Annotated in this window: 14 protein-coding genes; 7 read left to right on the plus strand and 7 right to left on the minus strand. The window is 63.9% G+C overall.

Annotation, left to right across the window (positions count from 1 at the left end; all coding sequences use genetic code 11):
* Positions 1-174 precede the first annotated feature (174 nt).
* The 3 genes from ABD687_RS19095 (at position 175) to ABD687_RS19105 (ending at position 2,690) form a co-directional block, all read left to right on the plus strand.
* The gene (locus ABD687_RS19095) at positions 175-717 is read left to right on the plus strand and encodes a ferritin (RefSeq protein ID WP_264268164.1); all 543 of its coding nucleotides are present in this window, start codon (positions 175-177) and stop codon (positions 715-717) included.
* Between the two features lie 242 nt (positions 718-959).
* The gene (locus tag ABD687_RS19100) at positions 960-2,141 is read left to right on the plus strand and encodes a TerC family protein (protein ID WP_264268163.1); all 1,182 of its coding nucleotides are present in this window, start codon (positions 960-962) and stop codon (positions 2,139-2,141) included.
* 60 nt (positions 2,142-2,201) lie between these two features.
* Positions 2,202-2,690 (plus strand): universal stress protein, encoded by a 489-nt coding sequence (locus ABD687_RS19105; protein WP_264268162.1) that lies wholly within the window; start codon positions 2,202-2,204, stop codon positions 2,688-2,690.
* A 51-nt stretch (positions 2,691-2,741) separates the two neighbouring features.
* Here ABD687_RS19105 and ABD687_RS19110 read toward each other — a convergent pair whose 3' ends face one another.
* The 3 genes from ABD687_RS19110 to ABD687_RS19120 all read right to left on the minus strand — a co-directional run bounded on the left by ABD687_RS19110 (position 2,742) and on the right by ABD687_RS19120 (position 9,189).
* Positions 2,742-5,507, minus strand: a complete 2,766-nt coding sequence (locus tag ABD687_RS19110) for an aminotransferase class I/II-fold pyridoxal phosphate-dependent enzyme (protein ID WP_302262719.1) — start codon at positions 5,505-5,507, stop codon at positions 2,742-2,744.
* A 45-nt stretch (positions 5,508-5,552) separates the two neighbouring features.
* Positions 5,553-6,779, minus strand: a complete 1,227-nt coding sequence (locus ABD687_RS19115; protein ID WP_302262718.1) for a serine hydrolase domain-containing protein — start codon at positions 6,777-6,779, stop codon at positions 5,553-5,555.
* A 166-nt stretch (positions 6,780-6,945) separates the two neighbouring features.
* Complete coding sequence (locus ABD687_RS19120; protein WP_310288867.1) at positions 6,946-9,189, minus strand: biotin carboxylase; 2,244 nt, start codon at positions 9,187-9,189, stop codon at positions 6,946-6,948.
* Here ABD687_RS19120 and ABD687_RS19125 point away from each other — a divergent pair.
* The gene (locus tag ABD687_RS19125) at positions 9,158-9,544 is read left to right on the plus strand and encodes a hypothetical protein (RefSeq protein ID WP_264268158.1); all 387 of its coding nucleotides are present in this window, start codon (positions 9,158-9,160) and stop codon (positions 9,542-9,544) included. The two genes, ABD687_RS19120 and ABD687_RS19125, sit on opposite strands and share 32 nt — an antisense overlap.
* A gap of 903 nt (positions 9,545-10,447) precedes the next feature.
* Here the strand turns inward: ABD687_RS19125 and ABD687_RS19130 are convergent.
* Both ABD687_RS19130 and ABD687_RS19135 read right to left on the minus strand, forming a co-directional pair.
* Positions 10,448-10,681, minus strand: coding sequence for a peroxiredoxin family protein (locus tag ABD687_RS19130; protein ID WP_310288864.1), 234 nt, complete (start codon positions 10,679-10,681; stop codon positions 10,448-10,450).
* Between the two features lie 70 nt (positions 10,682-10,751).
* Positions 10,752-11,156 (minus strand): hypothetical protein, encoded by a 405-nt coding sequence (locus ABD687_RS19135; protein ID WP_264268156.1) that lies wholly within the window; start codon positions 11,154-11,156, stop codon positions 10,752-10,754.
* Positions 11,157-11,397: 241 nt separating this feature from the next.
* On the opposite strand from ABD687_RS19135, the gene ABD687_RS19140 reads away from it, so the two are divergent.
* Both ABD687_RS19140 and ABD687_RS19145 read left to right on the plus strand, forming a co-directional pair.
* Positions 11,398-12,300, plus strand: a complete 903-nt coding sequence (locus ABD687_RS19140; RefSeq protein ID WP_310288860.1) for an N-acetylglucosamine kinase — start codon at positions 11,398-11,400, stop codon at positions 12,298-12,300.
* A gap of 117 nt (positions 12,301-12,417) precedes the next feature.
* Positions 12,418-12,681, plus strand: a complete 264-nt coding sequence (locus ABD687_RS19145; protein WP_264268154.1) for a hypothetical protein — start codon at positions 12,418-12,420, stop codon at positions 12,679-12,681.
* Between the two features lie 32 nt (positions 12,682-12,713).
* On the opposite strand, the gene ABD687_RS19150 is transcribed toward ABD687_RS19145, so the two are convergent.
* Together ABD687_RS19150 and ABD687_RS19155 are read right to left on the minus strand one after the other, a co-directional pair.
* Complete coding sequence (locus ABD687_RS19150; RefSeq protein WP_264268153.1) at positions 12,714-13,319, minus strand: HutD/Ves family protein; 606 nt, start codon at positions 13,317-13,319, stop codon at positions 12,714-12,716.
* Between the two features lie 20 nt (positions 13,320-13,339).
* Complete coding sequence (locus ABD687_RS19155) at positions 13,340-13,996, minus strand: LysE family translocator (RefSeq protein WP_264268152.1); 657 nt, start codon at positions 13,994-13,996, stop codon at positions 13,340-13,342.
* Between ABD687_RS19155 and ABD687_RS19160 the strand changes: the two genes are divergently transcribed.
* A complete protein-coding gene (locus ABD687_RS19160; protein WP_264268151.1) occupies positions 13,995-14,282 on the plus strand; it encodes a hypothetical protein in 288 nt (95 codons plus the stop codon). The two genes, ABD687_RS19155 and ABD687_RS19160, sit on opposite strands and share 2 nt — an antisense overlap.
* The last annotated feature ends 15 nt before the right edge of the window (positions 14,283-14,297 follow it).

Consider the following 14,297-nt stretch of genomic DNA (forward strand, 5'->3'; position numbering starts at 1 on the left):
CCGCGGTCAGGGAAAACGAAGAACTGCAACCGGTTCTCCGACCGGTACCTCGCCCGCCCTTGACGTTGGTATCAAGGACGGGGGACGCTCGATACAGGTCCTTCGCCACCACGGCCCGACCAGTTCGCGGCACGCCGGGTCCGCACGCGTGCACACCCACTTCAGGAGAGCATCATGAGCCATCAGTTCAATGAGTTACTGACCCGCCAACTGGGCAACGAGTTCGCGGCGTCCCAGCAGTACATTGCCATCGCGGCCTGGTTCGATGGACAGGACCTGCCCCGGCTGGCGAAGCACTTCTACCGCCAGGCCTTGGAGGAGCGGAACCACGCCATGATGATGGTGCAGTACATGCTGGACCGAGGCATCAAGTTCGTCATCCCCGGCATTGGCGAGGTCCGAAACGACTTTGCGACGGCGGAAGATCCGCTGGTGCTTGCGCTTGCCCAGGAGATCGAGGTCACCGAGCAGATCAAGGAGTTGTTCGCCGCAGCCCGGGCCGAAAACGATCCGCTGGGAGAGCAGTTCATGCTGTGGTTCCTCAAGGAGCAGGTCGAGGAGGTGGCGTCGATGTCCACGTTGTTGAATATCGCGCGCAGGGCCAGCAGTCTCTTCGAGATCGAGACATTCCTGGCCCGCGAATCGGTGGGAGATGCCGGGCAGCCCGGTGCGGACGGGGGAGCCGGCGCGCCCGAGGCCGCCGGGGGAACGCTCTAAAAAGTGGCGCGGACGGCGGTCCGGACCAAAACGTCGGTCTGCCAACGACGGTTCCCATCGTCCGTGCAGGGAGGGGTATCAAACAGCCTAGCGAGGTGCTAGTTTCGACACACAGGCTTTGCTTGGTTGCTGGCATTCGACGACGCCGTAGACGGCCCCTCTGAGGGCGCCTCCGGCAGCGGTATGCCAAAACCAGGCAAGGTCCCGGGACCGCCGCCACCGCCGTCCGAAAGAAGGAACACATGACAGTTTCCCCCTTGATTTGGGGCATCACCATCGTCGTTATCCTGGCCTTGCTCGCCTTCGACTATTTCTTCCACATCCGCAAGGCGCACGTCCCCGCGCTCAAGGAAGCCGCCATCTGGTCATCGATCTATGTGGGGATTGCCATCATCTTCGGGATCCTGGTGTTCGTTTTCGGCGGTGCGACCATGGGGTCGGAATACTTCGCCGGCTACATCACGGAGAAGGCCCTTTCGGTCGACAACCTGTTCGTCTTCCTAATCATCATTGCCAGTTTCAGGGTTCCCCGCGAGGACCAGCAGAAGGTGCTGCTTTTCGGCATCGTGTTCTCGCTGCTGGCCCGGACCGGGTTCATTTTCCTGGGTGCGGCGCTGATCAACTCGTTCGCCTGGGTGTTCTACCTCTTCGGCCTGATCCTGCTGATCACGGCCGGCAACCTGCTCAAGCCCGGGGACCACGCGACGGGGCAATCAGACAACTTCATGATGCGCCTGGCCAAGAGGTTCCTCCACACGACCGACCACTTCGATGGAGACAAGCTCTTTACCATGCACAACGGCAAGCGCGCGCTGACGCCTATGCTGCTGGTCATGGTGTCGATCGGCGGCACCGACATCTTGTTCGCGCTGGACTCCATTCCCGCGATCTTCGGCTTGACGCAGAATGTGTACATTGTTTTCACCGCCACCGCGTTTTCGCTGATGGGACTGCGCCAGCTCTACTTCCTGTTGGACGGACTGCTTGACCGGCTCATCTACCTCTCCTATGGACTGGCAGCCATCCTGGCCTTCATCGGCGTCAAGCTGGTGCTCCATGCGCTGCACGAAAACAACCTTCCATTCATCAACGACGGCGAACCCGTCCCCGTCATCGAAATTTCCACCGGACTGTCCCTGGGCTTCATCATCGGGGTGCTTGTCATCACCATTGTCGTCTCGCTGCTGAGCAAGGCGGGAAAGGCACAGACAGCGATCAACAGTGCCCGGCGGCACGCGGTGGACTACATCGACCTCGGCTACACTGCAGACCCCGCCGAACGCGAACGTGTCTACCGGCTGCTGACGATGGAAGAAGCCCAGATCATGGCCATGGAACCGAAGTACCGCAACAAGGCCAAGGACGTCGACAAGATCCGTGCGCAGGTGGCCGAGGCGCATCGGCTCCACGACGAATACACCTAGCCTCGGCCGCGGCCCTGAGCCCCCCTCGAACCATTCCGCACGACCCAAGGAGAAACGGCAATGAGCACCGAAGGAACATTCAACATACCGATCCATACACCGGAACCCGCCCCGGCCGGCAGCATCGTGGTGGGACACGACGGGTCCAAGGGAGCGGAAGACGCGTTGGCCATGGCCCTGGAGCTGGCCCGGAAGCTGTCGGCACCGGTCGTCGTTTCACGGGCGTGGTCCATCGCCACCGCACCGCGGCCGGCCGGGTGGGAATTCGGCTACGTCCCGGCCATGGACGAGTTCACCGCAGCCGTGCGCGAGGAACTGGAACGCGATGCCCACCCTGTTGCCGAAAAGTTTCCCGGGGTCCAGATCACCTATGAACCGGTGCACGCGCCGCCGGCCAAAAGCCTCATCGCGATCTCGCACGACGCCCTGATGATGGTGGTGGGAACCCGCGGGCGCGGCGGCTTGAAGGGCATGCTGCTGGGCTCGGTGAGCGAGCAGTGCGTGCGTCACGCCGCCTGCCCGGTCCTGGTGGTGCGACCGCGCGACTGATGCGGCGCGCGAAAGGTCACCGGCCATCCGGCCGGTGACCGGCAATCTGCGCTAGACCCCGAGGGCGGGGTCCGGTTCCTCGTTGATGATCCGGTAGCCCAGGGCCGCGTCGAATCCGTGGATCTCGCGAGTGTCCAGGGCCTCCATGAAGGAGAGGATCTCCTCGGTGACGACCTGTCCGGGCACCAGGATCGGAAACCCCGGCGGGTAGGGGGTAACGAAACCGGCGGAGACGATCTCCTCCCCGGCGCGCACCCGGTCCGCTAGCTCCCGCGGCATCAAATAACCGCATTTCTCGGTCTTGTAGGTGGTGAAGTACGCGGTGCGCAAATCCCCGTCGACGGTGTCTTCCCCGCTGCGGAAGCGCTGGGCAAAGCGGCTGAAGTCCGGCAGCGGCGGCGGGGAGGAAACCAGCTCGGCGACGCGGGCCTTGCGGGCCCCCAGCGCGGCGGGCGACATGTCCTCGCGCTCGGCGTCGAAGTGCTCCGCGAGCTTGACCAGCACGTCGATGAGGTAGGCGACGGCGCTGCGCGAGGTGCCGATGTTGGTCATGAAGAGCACCGTGTTCCGGGAGGTCTTGTTGACCTGGATCCCGTGCAGGTCCATCAGGTACTGGTGCTTGAACGTGTCCCCGTCCACTCCGGTGTTCCCGATGTGCAGGGTCAGCCTGCTGGGGTCCATGACGAACTCGTCGGTGCGCCAGGCCTCGTCCATCGCCGCGATCCCGTCGCGCAGCGGCATCGGCCGGTCGGTCTGGCGGTACTCGGCCGGGATGAGGTCGCAGGTGCTCAGCACGCGGAAGTACTTCTTCAGCAAGGGGTGGCGCGCCACCGCCTGGGCCACCGACTGCGCCAGGTAGGCCTGGCGCTGGACCAGCTCGTAGCCTTCCAGCACCGCCTGGCGCCGTCCGATGTCCAGCGAGGCCAGGATCTGGTAGTTCGGCGAGGTGGAGGTGTGGGTCATGTACGCGGCCTTGAAGGTCACCTCGTTAAGGTGGCTGAAGTCCTGGTCGTAGACATGGATCATCGACCCCTGTCGCAGCGCGGTCAGCGTCTTGTGCGTTGACTGCGTCGCGTACACGCGCAACCTGGCGATGCGCGGATCCGGCAGCAGCCGCGTGGCCAGCCACACCTCGTCGTCGGCCGGTTCCCCGGTCACCGGGTCGAAGAGCGAGGCCCGCTGGGCGTCGGCGCGCGCCGCGTACTCCGGGTCCCTGAAGCTTTCCTCAAGCGCGGCCGCCGCAGCCATGGCGGTGCGCCGGCGGTAGATCGGGTGGAACCCGGCGAAGGCGAACCACGCCTCGTCCCAGAGGAAGACCAGGTCCGGCTTGATGGCCAGGCATTCGGCCATGACGCGTTCGACGTCATAGACGATCCCGTCGAAGGTGCAGTTGGTCAGCGTGATCATCTTGACCTCGTCAAGGCGGCCGGCGCGGCGGTAGTCAAGCAGCATGCCCTTGAGTGCCTTCAGCGGCACGGCGCCGTAGAACGAGTACTCGTTCAGCGGGTAGGCGTCCACGTAGGCGACCTGCGCCCCGGCGAGCATCAGCGCATAGTGGTGGGACTTGTGGCAGTTGCGGTCGGCAATAACCACGTCGCCCGGGGCCAGGATCGACTGGTGCACGATCTTGTTGGCCGTGGAGGTCCCGTTGGTGACGAAGTAGGAGCGCCGCGCGCCGAAGGCGCGGGCCGCCAGCACCTGGGCGTCGCGGATGGTGCTGCGCGGATCAAGCAGCGAGTCCAGCCCGCCGGAGGTCGCCGAGGTCTCGGCGTGGAGCAGGTTCATCCCGTAGAACTCTCCCATGTCCTTGATCCAACGGGAGTTCACCACCGAGCCGCCGCGGGAAATGGGCAGCGCGTGGAAGACCGCGGCCGGCTTGCGGCTGTGCTGCTGCACGGCGTCAAAGAACGGGGTCTGGTAGCGCGCCGCGACCCCGGCCAGCAGAGAGAGGTGCAGTTCCATGGACTCCTCGCGGCGGAAGAGCCGGGCGAAGCGCCGGTTCGCCGCACCGGCGAGGTCCTCGATGGACACGTCGGCCACCAGGTACAAGTCCAGTTCCGGGCGCAGCTTCTTGAGCTTGTCGGCCATGGTCAGGATGCGCTGTCTGGGGGTCTGGGAGGCTACGCCGGGATCGACGACGCCGTCCAGGTAGCGGCGCAGGTCGTCGCTGGGCCGCTGCCGGGCAGGCACGGTGAAGCCCGGGCGCACGATGCAGGCCTGGATGGTGGGGTTCAGCAGCACCGCGATCAGCGCGTCCTCCAGCGAAGGCACCACGTTGACCTGGTAGATGAAGGCGTCGGTTTCCCGGCGCTGGCCGGTCATCTCGGCGATGAACTCCTCACGCACAGTCGCCGATACGTCGTCGACGACCAGCACCTCGAAGCGCGGGCGGCGGTCGGCGATGGCCAAGCCCGCCGCGTCGAGCGCCTCGGCGTGGGGGTCCGGCTCGACGAGCTTGTCGTCGAGCTCGTGGCGGAAGCGCGCGAACCCGCGCGTCACGGTCTCGATCATCGTCAGCGCCGCAGCGTAGTCGCCTTCCCGCAGGCGGGTGCGAAGCTCGAGCACGTGCGCCTTGCCGGGCACTGCCCAGTAGGTCTCCACGGCCTCGAGGAAGCGCAACTGTCGGCCGACTTCCTCTTTCAGGCCCTTCTCCACGGTGCGTGCGCCGTTGGCGGCATCGGCCATGCCCGGAAGCTGCTTGGCCGCATAGCCCAGATATTCCCAGGCGTCGGTGCGAAGTCTCCACACGTTGGAAGGTGTCGCGTATTGTTCGGTGTCGACCTTCGACAGTACCGCTTTCACTTCTGGTCCATTCATAGGGGGCAACTGCCCTTGCGGGGCGTCACAAATCAGGGGGGGAAATTAGGCGTCCTCGGCCACGGGGTGGGTGCGTGCCGGCCGGATGAACAGGGGAAGGAATTCCTGGAGCGGCACCGGCGGCTGGGAGCCCAGCTCCGCGGCAATCGCGTCAAAGGCGCGCAGCGTGGGGAAGAGCTTGGAGGCGTCCTGCGGCAGCGGCCAGCTGGAAAGCTTCACACCCACCACTTGGGCGGGGCGGTTGATGTAGACCATTTGCCCGTGGATGCCCAGGCAGAGCAACACATCGTTGCCCTCGTAGGGGAACCACATCTGGTTCCGGTACATGCCTCCGGGCATCCGGTTGTCGCCGGGGCTGTTGGCAAAGGCCTCGCGGGAGTCTGGTGCCCCGGCCAGTGTCTGCGCGATCCAGTCGGCCGACAGCACGCGCTTTCCGCCCACCGAGTGCCCGTCGTTCAGGAAGAGCGAGCCGAAGCGTGCCATGTCGCGCAGCGTGGCGTTGATCCCGCCGTCGAACATGCCGGTGCCGTACTGGTCGATCCCGATCACGGCGTCCGCCTCGGCGCCGATCTTGCCCCACAAGAGGTGGGACATCAGCGTGGGCATGGTCGATCCGGAGACCGCCTCGCAGATCCAGCCGAGCATGTCGGTTTCGCAGGATCGGTATTCGAAGACCCCGCCGTGCGCGGTCTTCTGTCGAAGAGTCGACAGGTACGGGTACATGCCGGTGGGACCGGGAACCGCCGGGGGAGCCCAGCCGATCGCCTCCTCCAGCTTCCGCACCTCGGCGTCGGCATCCAGGTAGTCCTCGGAGAACTCGATGCCCGAGCGCATGTCCAGCAGTTGGCGGACCGTGGCCCCTGCGTAGCCGGAATCGGCCAGGGTGGGCACATAGTCGGTCAACAGCGCCTCGGGATCCAGCATCCCCGCGTCATACAGCGCCCCGGCGACGGCGCCGACCAGCGACTTGCTCACCGACATCAGCAGGTGCTCGGTGTCGGCGGTCATCTCCCCGAAGTACTGTTCGGTAAGCACCGAGCCGCGGTGCAGAAGCATCCACCCGTCGGTGTCGCTCATGCCCATGACCGAGCCCACGCTCATCGGCGCTTCCTCGGGACCGGCCGGGGCCAGCATGATCGAGTCCAGGTCGCGGTGGGCGGCCGGCAGTTTGGAGGCCGGTTCCAGCCCCCGCGAGATCACCGCGGTGGGCAGGAACTCGGCCATGTGCTGGAAGGACCAGCGCAGGTTTTGCGGCAGTTGCCAATTTTGCATGTCCACCCTGGATGGGTGGTGATCAAGGTTCGTGCCGTCCAACGCTGGTTCCTTCCATGGCTGCACCATTGCAGCGTTCTGTTGCCGCATAATGCGGCGTTGTCATTGCTGCATCGGTGCAGCTTTTGGTAACGGCCAGGGCTTGCGCCCTGGTTCTATTGCCGAGCTACCACTGTGTTTTGACTCCGATGCCGGCCGTCGCATCCACTGCCGATTCCCCACCCACCGGTATGCCGGCAAAGCCTGCCCTGATGGAGTCGATGAAGTGCTTGGCCCGGATGGTCAGCTTGGGCGAGCCGTTGCGCTCAAGCTGAAGTCGTCCCTTGGTGACCAGGATGCCCAGGTCGGCACCCTTCCAGCGGTAGTCGCCGGGACCGTAGATGCGCAGGAAGAATGCCTCGGACTCGTTTTGCAGCATGTGCCAGTCCATGGCGGGGCGGCTGAAGACCAGCGCGCCGTTGGCGTCAAGGTAGTACTGGCCCGTTGCCGGGGTGGCGGTGAGCAGCTCGACCGTCTCGGAAGTCTCCTTGATGATCATCTGGCTCCACACGTCGGCACCCGAGAGTGCTTCCCAGCGCGCGTTGATCTCGTCGATGTCCAGGTCGAATTCCACGTCCATGTATTCGAGCAGGTGGAATAGGAACAATGGGACGTCCGCGTAAGCGCCGGCGGTCACGTTGGTGATGGCCGATGCCCCGGAAATACGCGGGTTCAATTCGCCCAGGTAGACCTTGTCGGTGTCGGTGTCCACGAGCACGTCGACCTCGAAGAAGCCGCGGTAGCCTTCTTTGGAAAGCCTGTCGCCCATGCGCTTGACCAGGTCGGTGGCCTGCGCCCGCTGGTTGTCGGAGAGCACGTCCGGGTGCATTTCGTTGCCGCACCAGCCGCCCTTGTACGGGGTCAGGTCGTTGTGGCCGGCCAGTTCGGTGAGGAACGGCCCGACCAGGGTGCCCGAGCGCGTGAGCACTGCCTCGACAGCTACCGGCAGGTTGTTGATCCGGCGCATGATCTTGATTTCCTCGTCGACGATCTCGGCGCTGTGCTTGTTCCAGTCAGCCTCGTTGTTGATGAAGAAGGTGGTCTTGCCCGAGTCGCCGTATGGAGTCTGGACGACCAATTCGTCCCCGAGTCCGGCCTCGTCGGCGGCCTTGCGCAGGGCCTTCCAGTCCGAACCCGTGGTCAGGACGTTCGGGACCGAAGCGACCCCTGCCTCGTTGCCCAACTCGGTGGTCACGATCTTGGAATCCAAGCGGGAGCGCAGCTCGGCCGACGGCAGGATCAGGTCGTAGCCCAACTCGTCGCAGATCTGCTCGGTTTCCTCGTCGAAGAAGACCATGGCGACCTTGGGCCGCGTGCCGGGACGCAGGTCCTTGGTCATGCGGGCGCGGACCTCGGCGTTGAGCAACAGCCAGTTGTTGATCTCCTCGCCGGAGCCGAATTCGCGGTACGGCTTGTGCACGGGGGTGAAGATCCGCGGGTGGGCGCCGTCCCAGGCATCGTAGTAGCTGATGTAGGTGAAGTTACGCACCCAGCGGTCAAGGCCCAGCAGGTTGAAAGGGGTGGCGCCGATGAAGAAGATCGGCACGTCGTTGGTGCGGAAGAAGTGGCGGACCTCGGAGATGTTGCGCACCGTGTGCAGGACCGTCTCGGCCGGCACGGTGGAGGCGAAGGCGGCGTCGGTTCCGACGGTTGCCTCGGGTGCCTCGGGGCCGGACGGGGTGGCGCGCGGCATCGGGTCGGCTGCCGGAGTCGCAACGGTCGAGGCTGTGGCCTTGGAGTCAGGCTTGTCCGTGACGGGGGTCTTGGCGGCTGCAATCGAGGTTGCAACGGCGGGCTCAGCCTTGGTTGCCAGCTTGGCTTCGGTGGTGCCCGTTGTGTTGGCGGATGACTTCGTGTCGGCCGGCTGGGTGGACGGAGCGGTCACGGCTGCTGGCTTGTCAGAGGACTTGACGGGCTTTGGATCGGCGGTGGTCTTGGGTGCGGCGGACTTCGGGGGCGCAACCGGGGCAACAGAAGGGCTTGCCGTGGCAACGGCAGCCGCTGGCTTCGTGGCCGTGGACTTCGCCTCGACGCCGGCCTTGACTGCTGCAGGGGCGGTCTTGGAGGTGGCGGCGGAGGACTTGGCGATCGGGGACGGTGTCGTCGCCGTTCCGAGGGACTTGGGCGCGGCGTCATTCGTCTTCGCGGCAGTGGTCTGGGTGGCGGTGGCCGGCTTTGCCGCGATCGAGGTGGCAGCGGCGGAAGATGTGGCTGCCGCGGGCGCAACGCTCCGGGTAGCAGCTGTCTCGGGCTTCTTCGCGGCCGACTTGGCTGCGGTGGCCTGGGCCGGAGTGGCAGACGTGGATTTTGCGGCGGCGGTCTGGGCCGGAGTGGCAGACGTGGATTTTGCGGCGGTGGCGGGCTTTGACACCGAGGCCTTTGCCGCTGCTGCGGACTTGGTTGCGGGGGTCTTCACCGCGGTTGCAGGCTTTGCCGCCGGCGACGCGTCAGTCGTCGGAGTGGTTTTGGAAGCTGCGGCTGAGGGCTTTTCACTCGCAATCTTGGCCGGGATCACGGCGGTCTCTCGAGCAGACGGAGCAGCCGTGGTCTTTACCGGTACGGACTTTGAAGCGGCAGGCTGTCGAGAGGCGGTTTTCGCAGCGGTTGCAGTCGACGAATTTGAGCTCGCTGTGGTTTTTGCGGGTGCAGCGTTCTTCACGGGTGCAGCCTTTTCATCAACCGATTTTTTGTCTGTCGTCGGTTTGGCCACCACTTTGTTGAGCTGACTCGGCTGGCCGATCTTCTTACCGGTCTTGTTCGCGTGTGCGGTCATTGTCCAACTCCTTTCATCGGGGAGATAGCCGAATCCTGGGGAGGTAGTTGACTCTGGCCGTCGGGGCCGCGCATTTCGTGTGAACACGGTGTGCACTGGGTCCCTGCAACATGAGTGTTCGCCGCCTCCCCATGGTCGGACAACCGCAGGCGCGGTAGACCGACCCATGGGGATTCTTCATTTCCATCTGCTAGTCCAGTAAACGTAGTTGGGAGAAGTGAACACTGCCTAAACGGCAGGTGTTGAAAGGCACGCCGGGCCGGGGGCATCGCCATGAATCCGCCGTAGAGGAGCGGTTTCCGGGTCGTTCCCGGGGGGCAGAACGAAACAGAAAATAATGAAACCCCGCGTAAGGGATTGGGATTTCCGGATCCTGAATCGACATGCTGTGATGTAGGTTACCGATGAGTTTATTTTTTGGCGCATTTTCGGCTTCACCGAGATATTTGAATGGAATCCAAGGCATGCAATAGGGGCCGTTGATTGAGGTTTTAGTGGCGGCTGAAAGATTTCCGAATGTTACCTATGACGTATGATTTGAAGTCACTTGGCCTTCCGGTGATGGCCCGAATGCGCAGGGAACCAGAGGCAAATCGATCGATATTTCAGACGGGTGGTTCAACCCCCTCCAGCGCGACAACAGTCGATCAGGCATCGATAGAAGTTCACCCGGTTCTCGGGCACCGCGGCTCGGCGGGAGTCCCTCAATCCACCGCTTGGAACGACGGTGCCAAGCGCCATTGGCCGAACGGGTCATGCATCATCCGGCCTCGATCGAGCGAATGTTGCAGGCATCCTGAAAACACGCGCAAAGAGCAAAGATCGGGCGTCAGCGGTGATATGAAACTTTAGTCGGCTAGGGATCCCGAAGTTGCGCGAGAAGACGACGCGGTTGGGCGTCCGTGTCGGTGATGCCAAGATTGGCATGGGCGATATTTCCCGCAACCACGATCAGGGTGCTGCGCACCAGTTCGGTGGCCGCGGAAAAGCCGGGATCCGATAGTAGCGGGTAGGTCAAGTGCAAACGCTCGACGGCCTCGGGCTGGTAGTCGGAATCCCGGTTGGAGAGACCGTAAAAACGGTATCCCATGGCCGCGCAGTCGGCTGCAAGATCGCGGAACTCGCACGAGGCGGGCGTCGATTTTGATGCGGGCGGGGCACTAATCCGGAAGGACCTGCCGATCCGGACCAACCACGGGCTCCGTGGTTCTCCGCTTCAGACGCCAGCGAATGAAAGTCGAAATTGTCCACATTAGGACGGTCGCCAGCACTCCGAGCGCGCCGCCAACCCAGGAACCGATTATCAAGCCGATCCCACGCAAATCCAGCCCACGGCCCTCTGAGAGTCCCGGGACATACGGCGGCTCGAAGATCGCGCCGACAACGATCCCGGCGAAGATCCCGTAAACGATCGAGGCAGCGACTCCCAGCACCAGGTACAGTCCCGGAGCCCTGCTGCCTCCGCGCATGTGCACGAGGCTGCCAACTGTGATCGACACCAGTGCTGCAGCGGACGTCAGCACCCAGAAGCCGATGAGGTCGTAGTCGTAGTCGTTGTAGTCCATGGGGCAAATGCCCGCCCTCTATTGGCAATGAAGCAGCCAGTCTATCGGCTTGGCCGTCTGGGGACCTGCGACTCGATTGCCAAGGAGTAGCCAATCCTTGATGCCGTGGGCTAAAGCCTGGCCATCGACCGAAGGCTCCGACTCATGGGTCAACTCGACTGCGGCTTGCTGGTCGGTGATGTAATGAAGGCAGGACGAGCAACCGCAACCCGGGCGGAACCGTGCCAGTCGGAAGGAAAACATGACACCCGCGAACGCCGAGAATCTGGCATTGGTGGGCTTGGACATCGGGGGCACCAAGACCCATGGCGTGCGTTGGTTCAATGGACACATCGTCGCCGAGGCTATGGCAGGCAGCGGCAATGTCCAGAACGTCAGCGTGGAAGTGGCCACCAGGAACATTGGGCGGATATTTGAGGAGCTTGGGTCGGGGCGCATCGACCGAGTCGTGGCCGGGGCCGGAGGCGTAGACACCGCCAAGGATGCACGGCGGCTGAGGGCGATGATCGAGGTGCATGCGCCAGGGGCCGCCATCCAGGTGGTGCACGATTCACGGCTCATTCTTGCAGCCGGCGAGACGGCCACTGGCATGGCAGTCATCCTGGGCACGGGCTCGGCATTCTGGGGGATCAACGCCGAGGCCCGGGAAGCGCGCGCCGGCGGGTGGGGCTATCTGCTGGGGGATGAGGCAAGTGGTTATTGGATGGGCCGCGAAGCGGTGCGGCACACCCTTCGAGAGTTCAACCGGAACCAGCAGCCAGGCATGTTGGCCCGGCTCGTGCTCCAGGCCAACGGTGTGGCATCGCCCGACGAGCTCATTGGGCTGTTCCACGGAGATACCGACAGGCGCTATTGGGCTCAGCAGTCCGACGTGGTCTTCAGGGCGCTCGAGTCGGGGGACCCTGCCGCCGCCCGGATCATCGACGATGCTGTCGCCTACGTGGCCGGGAACCTCGGGGATGTCTCGACCGTCCTCGGGATCCGGGGCCCGGTGATCATCGGCGGTGGACTGGGGATGCACCAGCCGGTTTACCAGCAACGCATTCGCACGGCACTCTCGGCCATGGGCCTGGAGGGCATTCGCTTCCTGGACGTGGATCCGGTCCTTGGGGCGCTCTTCATTGCCCAAGCGCCACGCTCCTAAATCGCAGGAATTTGCGGGAACTTGGCGAGAAAATTGCTGCCGCAGGCGGTGGCGAGTGCCCAAAGTGGGTGTGCCTGGTGGAGACTGGGGGAATCCATTCACGAAAGAAGGCAGCAAATGATCAATCTCAAGCAGGATTCGGACGGAAACGTCCGGATGAGCCGGCACTATCCGGAGAGCCTCACGATCTGCGTCACCTTCGCTGACGGGACGCAGGAAGAGGTCAGCGGGCGCCGGATGAACGAGATCTATGACGCGGCCCTGGCCGAATTCCGGTTGCAGAACAAGATGGATGCCAAGGGCTTCAAGCGCTCGCCGAAGGCCATCCACCGCAAGAACGCCGTCGGATTCGTTCCGGTCAAGCCCGGCCTGAACACCTAGCCGAGGGCTTCAACGGCCCTCGGTCCGTGTCATCACGGCAGGTCGAGGGACACCACGGCCATGAAGCCCCGACCGCTGATGCGCGGGGAGCCCTCCTCCCCGCCGATCACGGTGTCGCGCAGCTCGAGCGGATCCTCCGATTCCCCGCGCAGCACGGTTGCCTTTCCCTGCAACAGAACGCCGAACTGGGCACCGAAGAGATGCTGTTCGCGCTTCTTCGACAGCTCCACGATGCGCACGTTGCCGCGCACCGCACCGGTGCGCGTGATCAGGTTCAGTGCCAGAACGTCTCCCGTGGGCAGTGCCGCGGCCGCGGTGCTGCCGCCGGCGAACTTCAAGGGGCGAAGGGCCTCCATCGCATGCGCTGTGCCGTCGATGGTCAGTTCGAGCAGTTCACCGGCAATGACCGTCAGCGTCCGGTCGAATCCCCCATAGGGGGTGAAGTCCCCGGCGGCCTCGATGGAAGCCACACTCAGGCGCCAATCCCATTCCTTGCCCTCTGCCGGCAACAGGTTCGAGTCGGGTCCCAGTTTTCCGGCGGCGATTTCCCGGACTTCCCCCTGGGCCCATTTCCGCTTGGTGGAGTCGGCCAAATGCAGAATTGTGCCGGTTGCCAAGGACCGGTTCGTCGTCGTCATGACATGAAGTCTAGTGGGAACTAGCGGAATGCCCCGATGAACACCACCGCGCCCATGATGGCCAACGCCGCAGATGAAACGCCTTCCAGCCAGATGCCCACGGTGGGGCTCTTGAACCAGGCCATGGCCCGGGCCGCGATGGCGGTCAGCAACGACAGGTAGGCAAATCCCATGAGTGCGAATATCCCGCCGAGGAGCATCGCCGAACCCAGCATGTTGGATCCGACGGGAATGAACTGCGGCATCAGCGCAAGGAAAAGCAATCCCAGCTTCGGGTTCAAGGCCGCGGAAATCATCCCCGCCCGAACCGACTGGAAGAAGGTGTATTCGGTAGCGGAGGCGGTGGCCGACCGGGTGGTGGTGCGGGCGGTGGCTGCCGCCGCGCGGGCCAGGAACTGGGCCTTGATCAGCGAACCTATCCCGAGGTAGAGCAGGTATGCGCCGCCGACGAGGGCGATTCCCTGGTGGATGGCCGGGTAGGTCTGCAGCAGCGCCGCAACACCCAGACCGGCCAGGGCCGCCCAACCCATGATGGATGTCATCATGCCCAGCGCGGCGGCGATTCCATTGCGGGGGCGATTCAGGGCATAGCGCAGGGCCAGGAAGGTGTCTGGGCCCGGGGCCAACACCACGACAAGCGCGACCCCTGCGAAGCCAAGGAGAGAAGAAGACAGCATGGACACCATTATCTGGCTTGGCCTGCCCCGGCGTGAAACCGGATTCGCCGAATCCATGAGGGTTATTGGAATCCGGGTTGCTGGCGCCGTGGACCGGAAACCAAAACCGGCGAGCTTGAAAATGAACAGTATAAATGCCGAAAGGATGAAGGTCACAACCCATACTGAATCGTCTTGCGCACGGAAAAGCTGTAAATTTTCCATGGACTGCCTGCTGTTCGCAGGCAGGATTCTAGGAGGACAACTTGGCAAGGTATGCAGGCCGTGGACTGTGGCATTTTCTTGACTCACCGGCAATTCT

It is taken from the genome of Paeniglutamicibacter sulfureus, from assembly GCF_039535115.1.
Classification (GTDB): domain Bacteria; phylum Actinomycetota; class Actinomycetes; order Actinomycetales; family Micrococcaceae; genus Paeniglutamicibacter; species Paeniglutamicibacter sulfureus.

Bases quoted from the DNA above. Each gene is read 5' to 3' on its own strand.
- ABD687_RS19095 (WP_264268164.1), top strand. From the start codon at position 175: ATGAGCCATCAGTTCAATGAGTTACTGACCCGCCAACTGGGCAACGAG.
- ABD687_RS19100 (WP_264268163.1), top strand. From the start codon at position 960: ATGACAGTTTCCCCCTTGATTTGGGGCATCACCATCGTCGTTATCCTG.
- ABD687_RS19105 (WP_264268162.1), top strand. From the start codon at position 2,202: ATGAGCACCGAAGGAACATTCAACATACCGATCCATACACCGGAACCC.
- ABD687_RS19110 (WP_302262719.1), bottom strand. From the start codon at position 5,507: ATGAATGGACCAGAAGTGAAAGCGGTACTGTCGAAGGTCGACACCGAA.
- ABD687_RS19115 (WP_302262718.1), bottom strand. From the start codon at position 6,779: ATGCAAAATTGGCAACTGCCGCAAAACCTGCGCTGGTCCTTCCAGCAC.
- ABD687_RS19130 (WP_310288864.1), bottom strand. From the start codon at position 10,681: ATGGGATACCGTTTTTACGGTCTCTCCAACCGGGATTCCGACTACCAG.
- ABD687_RS19135 (WP_264268156.1), bottom strand. From the start codon at position 11,156: ATGGACTACAACGACTACGACTACGACCTCATCGGCTTCTGGGTGCTG.
- ABD687_RS19140 (WP_310288860.1), top strand. From the start codon at position 11,398: ATGACACCCGCGAACGCCGAGAATCTGGCATTGGTGGGCTTGGACATC.
- ABD687_RS19145 (WP_264268154.1), top strand. From the start codon at position 12,418: ATGATCAATCTCAAGCAGGATTCGGACGGAAACGTCCGGATGAGCCGG.
- ABD687_RS19150 (WP_264268153.1), bottom strand. From the start codon at position 13,319: ATGACGACGACGAACCGGTCCTTGGCAACCGGCACAATTCTGCATTTG.
- ABD687_RS19160 (WP_264268151.1), top strand. From the start codon at position 13,995: ATGGACACCATTATCTGGCTTGGCCTGCCCCGGCGTGAAACCGGATTC.
- ABD687_RS19155 (WP_264268152.1), bottom strand. From the start codon at position 13,996: ATGCTGTCTTCTTCTCTCCTTGGCTTCGCAGGGGTCGCGCTTGTCGTG.